At 60.3% G+C, this 7,552-nt stretch carries 8 protein-coding genes; 4 read left to right on the forward strand and 4 right to left on the reverse strand.

The window, feature by feature from the left end; all coding sequences use genetic code 11:
- Positions 1-150 precede the first annotated feature (150 nt).
- The 3 genes from Q7L05_RS16395 to Q7L05_RS17480 are packed head-to-tail and all read right to left on the reverse strand — an operon-like array spanning position 151 to position 2,026.
- Positions 151-501, reverse strand: a complete 351-nt coding sequence (locus Q7L05_RS16395) for a P-II family nitrogen regulator (protein ID WP_303909227.1) — start codon at positions 499-501, stop codon at positions 151-153.
- Positions 502-503: 2 nt separating this feature from the next.
- Complete coding sequence (locus tag Q7L05_RS17475; RefSeq protein WP_317623148.1) at positions 504-1,292, reverse strand: DUF1538 domain-containing protein; 789 nt, start codon at positions 1,290-1,292, stop codon at positions 504-506.
- The gene (locus Q7L05_RS17480; RefSeq protein WP_317623149.1) at positions 1,289-2,026 is read right to left on the reverse strand and encodes a DUF1538 domain-containing protein; all 738 of its coding nucleotides are present in this window, start codon (positions 2,024-2,026) and stop codon (positions 1,289-1,291) included. Before Q7L05_RS17480 ends, Q7L05_RS17475 begins: the two co-directional genes overlap by 4 nt.
- A gap of 351 nt (positions 2,027-2,377) precedes the next feature.
- Between Q7L05_RS17480 and Q7L05_RS16405 the strand changes: the two genes are divergently transcribed.
- Entirely contained in the window at positions 2,378-3,778 is a 1,401-nt protein-coding gene (locus Q7L05_RS16405) for an alanine/glycine:cation symporter family protein (RefSeq protein ID WP_303909229.1), read from the forward strand.
- Between the two features lie 315 nt (positions 3,779-4,093).
- On the opposite strand, the gene Q7L05_RS16410 is transcribed toward Q7L05_RS16405, so the two are convergent.
- Complete coding sequence (locus Q7L05_RS16410; protein WP_303909231.1) at positions 4,094-5,227, reverse strand: LbtU family siderophore porin; 1,134 nt, start codon at positions 5,225-5,227, stop codon at positions 4,094-4,096.
- Positions 5,228-5,599: 372 nt separating this feature from the next.
- On the opposite strand from Q7L05_RS16410, the gene Q7L05_RS16415 reads away from it, so the two are divergent.
- The 3 genes from Q7L05_RS16415 to thiD all read left to right on the forward strand — a co-directional run bounded on the left by Q7L05_RS16415 (position 5,600) and on the right by thiD (position 7,359).
- Positions 5,600-5,833 (forward strand): hypothetical protein, encoded by a 234-nt coding sequence (locus tag Q7L05_RS16415; RefSeq protein ID WP_303909232.1) that lies wholly within the window; start codon positions 5,600-5,602, stop codon positions 5,831-5,833.
- 151 nt (positions 5,834-5,984) lie between these two features.
- Positions 5,985-6,542: a class II aldolase/adducin family protein gene (locus Q7L05_RS16420; protein WP_303909234.1), complete on the forward strand. Its 558-nt coding sequence runs from the start codon at positions 5,985-5,987 to the stop codon at positions 6,540-6,542.
- A 13-nt stretch (positions 6,543-6,555) separates the two neighbouring features.
- Positions 6,556-7,359, forward strand: a complete 804-nt coding sequence (gene thiD, locus Q7L05_RS16425; protein WP_303909236.1) for a bifunctional hydroxymethylpyrimidine kinase/phosphomethylpyrimidine kinase — start codon at positions 6,556-6,558, stop codon at positions 7,357-7,359.
- Positions 7,360-7,552 lie beyond the last annotated feature (193 nt).

The raw sequence follows: 7,552 nt of genomic DNA on the forward strand, positions 1-7,552 counted from the left end.
GTTTTTGGGGGGCTCCCTTCGGGCGAGCCGCTGGCCGGCCATCTGCGGCGTTGCGTTTCTTGCAAAGGGCGCGCCATTCCCTGCGAACCGCGCCTTGCATCTGGCCGGCCAGCGACTCGCTGAAAGCACCGCCAAGCATGCAACAGTGCACTAGATCTCTTCCTCGATGACCGGCGTGAGCTTTTCGACCTGATGCGCGACGCCAACGGCATCCTCCACATCGATCTGAAACGCGATGCCGGTGCCGGGTTTTTCGTCGAACTCCCCCACCGCGGCAATCTTTTCGAGGATCTTGCGCGACAGGTGCTCCTCGACCAGTAGCAAGACCATGTCGCGCTGGCTCTCCAGCGAAAGACCGAAGAAAGTCCTGGCCTGCTGCACCCCCTCTCCCCGGGCCTGGTTGAGTACCGTGGCGCCGGTGGCGCCCGCCTCGCGCGCCGCCTGGAGCACCTGGTCGGACTTCTCATCCTCGATGAGGGTTACGATCAACTTGAAGTGCACGGCTAAACCTCCTCTGTAGCATTTCGTTCGCGCCGGGCGCGCGATTCACTCAATTGGGCATAGCCCATCACCGTTATAATCGGAAACAGACTGGCAAAAGCAATCAAGCCAAAGCCATCCAGCATGGCACTGCGGCCGGGCACCGCCGAAGCCAGACCTAGTCCGAGGGCCGTCACCAGCGGCACGGTCACGGTGGAAGTAGTTACACCCCCCGAATCGTAAGCGAGAGCCACGATTGGTTTCGGCACATAGATCGTCTGGACAATCACCACCACATAGCCGGCAATGATGTAGTAGTGCAGCGGTGTCCCGGTAATAATCCGATAGGAACCAAGAGCAATGCCGAAGGCCACACCGATGGCTACCGCCACACGTAGTCCCCAGACACTGATTGCGCCGCCCGAAACTTTGCCGGCCTTGATGGCGACCGCAATCAGCGAAGGTTCGGCCAGGGTGGTGGAAAACCCGATCGCGAAGGCGAAAACGTAGACCCACACATAGTCGTACCAGCGGATTATCCCCGGCTGCGCGGCACCCTGAGCGATAAAGGCCGGATCGGTAAGCTGCTCGGCCATCAGCTTGCCGATGGGGAATAACGCCTGTTCCAGCCCGATCAGAAACAGCGAGAGTCCCAGCAGGACATAGGCGAAACCGATGAGTACCTTCTTGAGGTTCGGCACCGGACGCCGGATCACCAGGAACTGGAAACCGAAGATGATAGCGGCGATGGGAAGCACGTCCCTCATCATGGTCAAGGTGGTATCGACGATCAGCTGCAGGGTTTCGTTCATGCAATCACCATCCCGTATCCCATGACGAAGATAATCGGCGTCAGTGAAGCAAAGGCAATCAGACCGAAGCCATCCACCATCGGGTTGCGCCCTTTGATAGAGGAGGCGAGCCCCACCCCCAGTGCAGTGACCAGCGGGACCGTAACCGTGGAGGTTGTCACGCCGCCGGAGTCATAGGCGATACCGATAATCTCCCGCGGCGCAAAAAAGGTCATTCCGACCACGCCGAGATAACCACCGATTATCAGATACTGAATCGGCCATCCCTTGAGGATGCGCAGCACGCCGATGAAAATGGCAAAACCCACCGATACCGCCACCGTGAATCGCAGCCCGTCCGAGTAGCCAGCTCGCGCCTTGAGCGTATCCTCGATCATTCCACCGGTGGCGGCCACGACAGCGGCTTCCTTGGCCACGGCAATGAGCGCAGGCTCGGCGATGGTGGTCCCGAACCCGAGGGCGAAGGCGAAAGCAAGCAGCCAGGCCACGCTGCCCTTGCGGGCAAAGGCATAGGCCATCGACCCCCCGATGGGAAACAGACTCATTTCGAGGCCGCGCACGAACAGAGCCAGTCCGACAACCACCATGACCGTACCGGCCAGCAGCGTCGCGAAATCCGGGATAGGCTGCCGCAGTACCACCAGCTGAAAGAAGGCGATCACCAGAACGATGGGGGCCAGATCGCGCAGGCTGTCCAACAGCGGGCGTAGCAATGCAGTCAGATACTGCTTCACGGAATCTTCGTCCTGAGGGTTGGTTTTTGGAACCACATTACACGATAGCCACCCGGGTCGGTAATGCCAGTCGTCAAGTTACCACCTACATCGCCGCATCTCCTTTGCCGATCCTGTTAGCTAGTGGGCCATGCCGAAAATAGTGTAATACTCAGCCGGTCTCACAAGCGCTCGGCAAGGCGCAGGAGCACAGGGCTGGCCATACAATTCAAGCGACTGCAACGCAGCCGAGGGTGCTTGTGAGCAGGTCCGAAGGGAGCCCCGCTATTCCCCGCATGGACCCTAGTGATTTTGCTGCGCGAGGTTACAATGTCCCGCGGCCGCGCCCGACTAACAATCAGGAGACACGATATGCAGGAGTGGTTAGAGACGCTGACAGTGTGGACCGGACAGCTTTCGGGCCTGCTCTGGGGAAGCTATCTGACGCTGATCGCACTGGTGGGCACCGGCGTTTACCTGACCTTCCGGCTCCGACTGGTTCAGCTCCGCGGGTTCCGGCACGGCGCCGCCTTGATCACCGGCAAGTACTCCGACCCGAAACATGTGGGCGAGGTCTCACACTTTCAGGCACTCTCGACAGCGCTCTCGGCCACGGTCGGTACCGGCAATATCGCCGGGGTGGCCACCGCCATCTCCCTGGGTGGCCCGGGCGCCCTGTTCTGGATGTGGGTGACGGCCTTTTTCGGCATGGCCACGAAGTTTGCCGAATGTTCACTGGCCCTGAAGTTCCGGGAGGTGGATCCGGACGGCAAGGTGGCCGGCGGACCCATGTACACGCTGATGCACGGTCTCAAAATGAAGCGGACCGCCGCGGCCTTCGCCACCTTTGCACTGATTGCCTCTTTCGGCATCGGCAACATGGTGCAGGCCAATTCAGTGGTGGATGGCCTCACCTATATCTGGCCGGAGGTGAGCGAGGCCGCCTGGATGGTCGGTGTTTTGCTGGCGGTCCTGGTGGGACTGGTCATCCTCGGAGGGGTCAAGCGCATCGCCAGGGTGGCCAGCACCATCGTACCGTTCATGGCGGTCCTCTATATCGCTGCCGCCCTGCTGGTACTGTTCAATCACCTCGACCAAATCCCGGCGGCTGTCGCCCTGGTCCTCAACTACGCCCTCAATCCCTGGGCGGTGGGCGGCGCCGCCGTGGGCGAGGCCATCCGCTGGGGCGTGGCCCGCGGGCTCTTCTCGAACGAGGCGGGCCTCGGCTCCTCCCCCATGGCCCATGCCGCGGCCAGGACCAATGAACCGGCGCGGGAGGGACTGGTGGCAATGATGGAGCCGTTCATCGACACACTGGTGATCTGCACCATGACCGGTCTGGTGATCATCGTTACCGGTGCCTGGCAAACCGACAACGAGGCGCTAGTGGGCGCCGCCCTGACCGCGCACGCCTTCAGCGAATCCCTGGGTGACAGCGGCGCCATGGTGGTCGGCTTCGGGCTGGCTCTGTTCGCCTTCTCGACCATGATCGCCTGGTCCTACTATGGCGACCGGTCGGCATACTTTCTGTTCGGCGAACGCGCGGTGGTGCCCTACCGGGTGATTTTCACCCTGCTGGTGGTGATCGGCGCGGCCGTACCGCTACAACTGGTATGGAATGTGGCCGACATCATGAATATCCTGATGGCGCTGCCCAACCTGCTGGCGCTGATCCTGCTCGCCGGCGTGGCTGCGCGCATCAAGCATGAGTACTTCTCCCGTACACCGCTTCCCGACGACGAGACACTGCAAAGCCGAACGAATAACGCCTGAGGCGTGTTTCTGAACGGAATTTTTCAAATGAGCTCGATCAATGCAGGAGCGACGGCAATCGCGCGATCAAACGTGATTCGCGGCTACCGCCGCTCCTACAGAGCCGGGACACTGCATAGCCGATAACGTCCGAGAGCTGTTTCCAAACGACGTAGGAGCGGCGGTAGCCGCGATTGACCCTTTGAACGAGGGGAATAGGTGCACAGGAAACAAATCGACCAGTGAAAACAGTGAGTGCTTCCTTGATGGAATTCCTCTCTCGGTGCCCTCAGTGGTTTACGCGCTGCGTGTCCCGGCGGTGCCAATCAAACCCCGCTAGAATTCCGCCGCCATCTGAACCGTGAAGATTCCGCCATCCTCTCCGGAGCCTCCATCGGCCATGCTGTAGTCCTCGGCGAGCGCATACTCAAGACTCAGTGCAGCGCTATCCATTATCCCCACCGAAAGCGCCGCCAGCGTCTTGTTCTCCGGCAGACCGAGTTCCACGGCCTCCGCACTCTCCTGGCGAGCGACGCCGACGCTCACTTCCCGACCTATCACCATGAAGCCGTAATTCGCCTCCAGGTTCCAGGCGGTCGGCTGCGCACCGTTACCCCTGAACCCCATATCGGCTACATGGAATTCGTCACTGGCCGCCGTGTATTCGCCGATAAAAGTCCAGGGGCCGGTGTTCACGATGGCATGAGCACTGATACCGGGCACCGCATCCTGCAGGTTTCCGATGTCTCCGTTTTCGTCGAGAGCTCCGCTCACGCCATCCGAGTCGGCAATGGAGCTGATGTAGCCCAGGCCGACATCCAGGAGGTAGCCGTCGCGCTCCATGGCCCAACCCAGGTTGGCACCGAACTGATCGATGGAATCGGCATCGTCACCGACCTCTTGCGAGTCGCCGTTGAAGGCATAGGCCGCGCCGTAGAGACCGCCGGTTTCAAAGCCGACCTGCAGCGCCGACTCCCGGGTCTCGCCGAGTTCCAGTGTCAGGGGATCGGAGACCATTCCGCTCTCGAAGACGCCGAACGGCACGTACATACGCCCGCCGGAGAGATAGAACGGCGAACGCTCGGGATTGCCGAAAGTCAGTATGGCCTGGTCGATCTCGCCGGGTTCGGTGTCGCCCTCCTCGAAGAGATACACAACCTGGGCGTGGGTCCAGTCGTTGATCCGGGCTTCCGCGACCAGTTCGACAGTGGCCAGAACCACATCGCTACTGTCCGCGCCTTCATGATCCTCGCCGCTGGCGCCTTCCACCTCGATCAGGGCACCGAAATTGATCGGGCTGGCCGCCTTGACGGCCTCTTCCCGAACCACCTTCTCCTCTTCCAGGACCTGAACGCGCCCTTCCAGGTAGCGCACTGTATCCCGGAGTTCCGACTCCTGTGCCTGTGCCATACCCCACGTGGCACTTATCGCCGCGACCAGGGCGATCTTTTCAAAAACATGCCGACTCATCTTTATCAACCTTGATTGTTTAGGTTCCAACGAAAACGACAGGATTATGTTCCCTCGGATTCAAGCGTGAATACCGCCGGGGATTGGTTCGCAGAAGCGGACTGCCCGTAAATGCCGTCAGACTGACATGCGAATAAAATCCATCCCTAACCTCTGCGTTACCTTCCTGATAAAAGGCTTCTGTAAACGTGGCTGAACGATAAGGTGTCACTCGGGCCTCGTCAAGGAATTGAAAATCATTATCGTTCTCGTTTAGCATTTTACCCCATGAGGCCATCTCCCTCTGGATCACGGATGACTGGCAGGTGAACGAGACGCTCGACGTCAATCTTGCATTGCGCTACGAGGATGGGGAGAGCAGCGGGGTGCGGTATGCCAACGCCGCCCGCACAACGGTCGTGCAATCGCAGCAATGCACCGCGGCAGGAGACGGATTCACTGTTCGCGGTCGACTACATCAGCCGCTACCAGCTCCAGAAAGACACCGAGCTGTTCCTGAAGGTGGAGAATGTCTTCGACGCACAGAAGATCGTCTCCCGCGCTCCCGACGGGGCTCGCCCCAACAAGCCTTTCAGCGTGATGGCCGGGGTGAAACTCGACTTCTAACGTGACAGGCAGGCCTGTCGCCACCGGGGCTTTCCTGATGGCGACCTTTTTTTCACGTATCTCGACGTTTCGCTTCCCACCGCAACACCACTACCCAACCCGGAAGCCTCATCCCGTATAATCATCACGAATGCCAACCGGAGAGGACGCCTTGGATTCACGAGATGAGCTGATCCGTTATTACCGCTGGCTGCGCCAGTACGGTTATAACGATTCCCACAGCGGCAATGCCTCCATCGCCGATGGTGAGCACTTCTGGGTCACGCCGACCGGAGCGTGTGCCGATACGCTGGAGCCGCAGGAGTTGATTCACTGCGCAAGGCAGGGGCCACTCGGAGAGGGCGCCTCTCTGGACGCCCGACTCCATCAATTGGTATACCAGTCCAACTCCTCGGCAGGAGCACTACTGCACAGCCACGGCGCCTACACGGTGGCGCTCACCATGAACGGTGTCGATTTCGTTCCGCCCGATTTCGAAGGGAATTACTATTTCGGCAGCGTCCCGGTCATCACTATCCCGTACGAAAATTACCTGAAGGAAGCGCCGGACAGAGTTGCCGAGACGCTTGCCGAACACCGTGTTGCGGTGGTTCGAGGGCATGGTGTCTATGCTCAGGCGGAGACCATGAATTTGGCCTACAAGTGGACCTGTTCCCTGGAGCTTTCGGCGAAGACCGCCTTTATTGCTGCACAGGCAGGTACGCTGTAACCGGAGGAAAACCATGGCTCAGCAGAGAATCCCCGTCGTCATGACTTTTGCCGGCAACGATCCCACGGGCGGCGCCGGTATCCAGGCGGATATCGAGACCATCGCCAGCATGGGGTGCCACGCGGCACCGGTTATCACGGCGCTGACGGTCCAGGACACCCGCAACGTGGTGACTTTCGACGAAGTCGCTCCCACCCTGGTCATCGAGCAGGCGCGGGCGGTGCTCGAAGACATGCCCGTGGCCGCCTTCAAGCTGGGGATGCTCGGCAGCATCGAGAACATCGAGGCGATTCATACGCTGCTGACCGACTATCCGCAGGTGCCGGTGGTCCTCGACCCGATTATCGCCGCAGGCGGCGGAACCGGCCTGTCGGATGCCGCCATGCGCGAGGCCATGGTCTCGTTACTGTTTCCACTCACCACCATCCTTACCCCCAACAGCCACGAGGCGCGCCTTTTCGCTACCGAAGCCGACACCCTGGATGCCTGTGGTCAGGAACTACTCTCCATGGGTTGCAATTTTGTGCTCATCACCGGAGCCCACGAAAACAGCCCCCATGTCGAAAACCGCTTCTACGGCAGCATGCGCCACCTGGAGACCTTCACCTGGGAGCGCCTGCCGCACAGCTACCATGGCAGCGGCTGCACCCTCGCCTCCTCGATCGCCGGCCTGCTCGCACAAGGGGTCGAGCCGTTTGTCGCCGTACACGAGGCCCAGGAGTACACCTGGGAGAGCCTCAAGCACGGCTACCGACTGGGAATGGGACAGCACCACCCCAACCGCCTTTTCTGGGCCCGGGGTGAGGAAGAGGCCTGATTGAATCCTGTTTAACCACAGAGGCCACCGAGAACAGCGGCAAGTGGTACTCTCCTGAACTACTTGCCCCCGCTGTCATTACGAGGAGCCTAAACGACGAAGTAATCTGTTGTCTAAAACAGCGAGATTGCCGCGCCACTGGGGCTCCTCCTGAAGAACTTGCCCCCGCTGTCATTACGAGGAGCCCCGGCGA

Source organism: Thiohalomonas denitrificans, assembly GCF_016841685.1.
Lineage (GTDB): Bacteria > Pseudomonadota > Gammaproteobacteria > Thiohalomonadales > Thiohalomonadaceae > Thiohalomonas > Thiohalomonas denitrificans_A.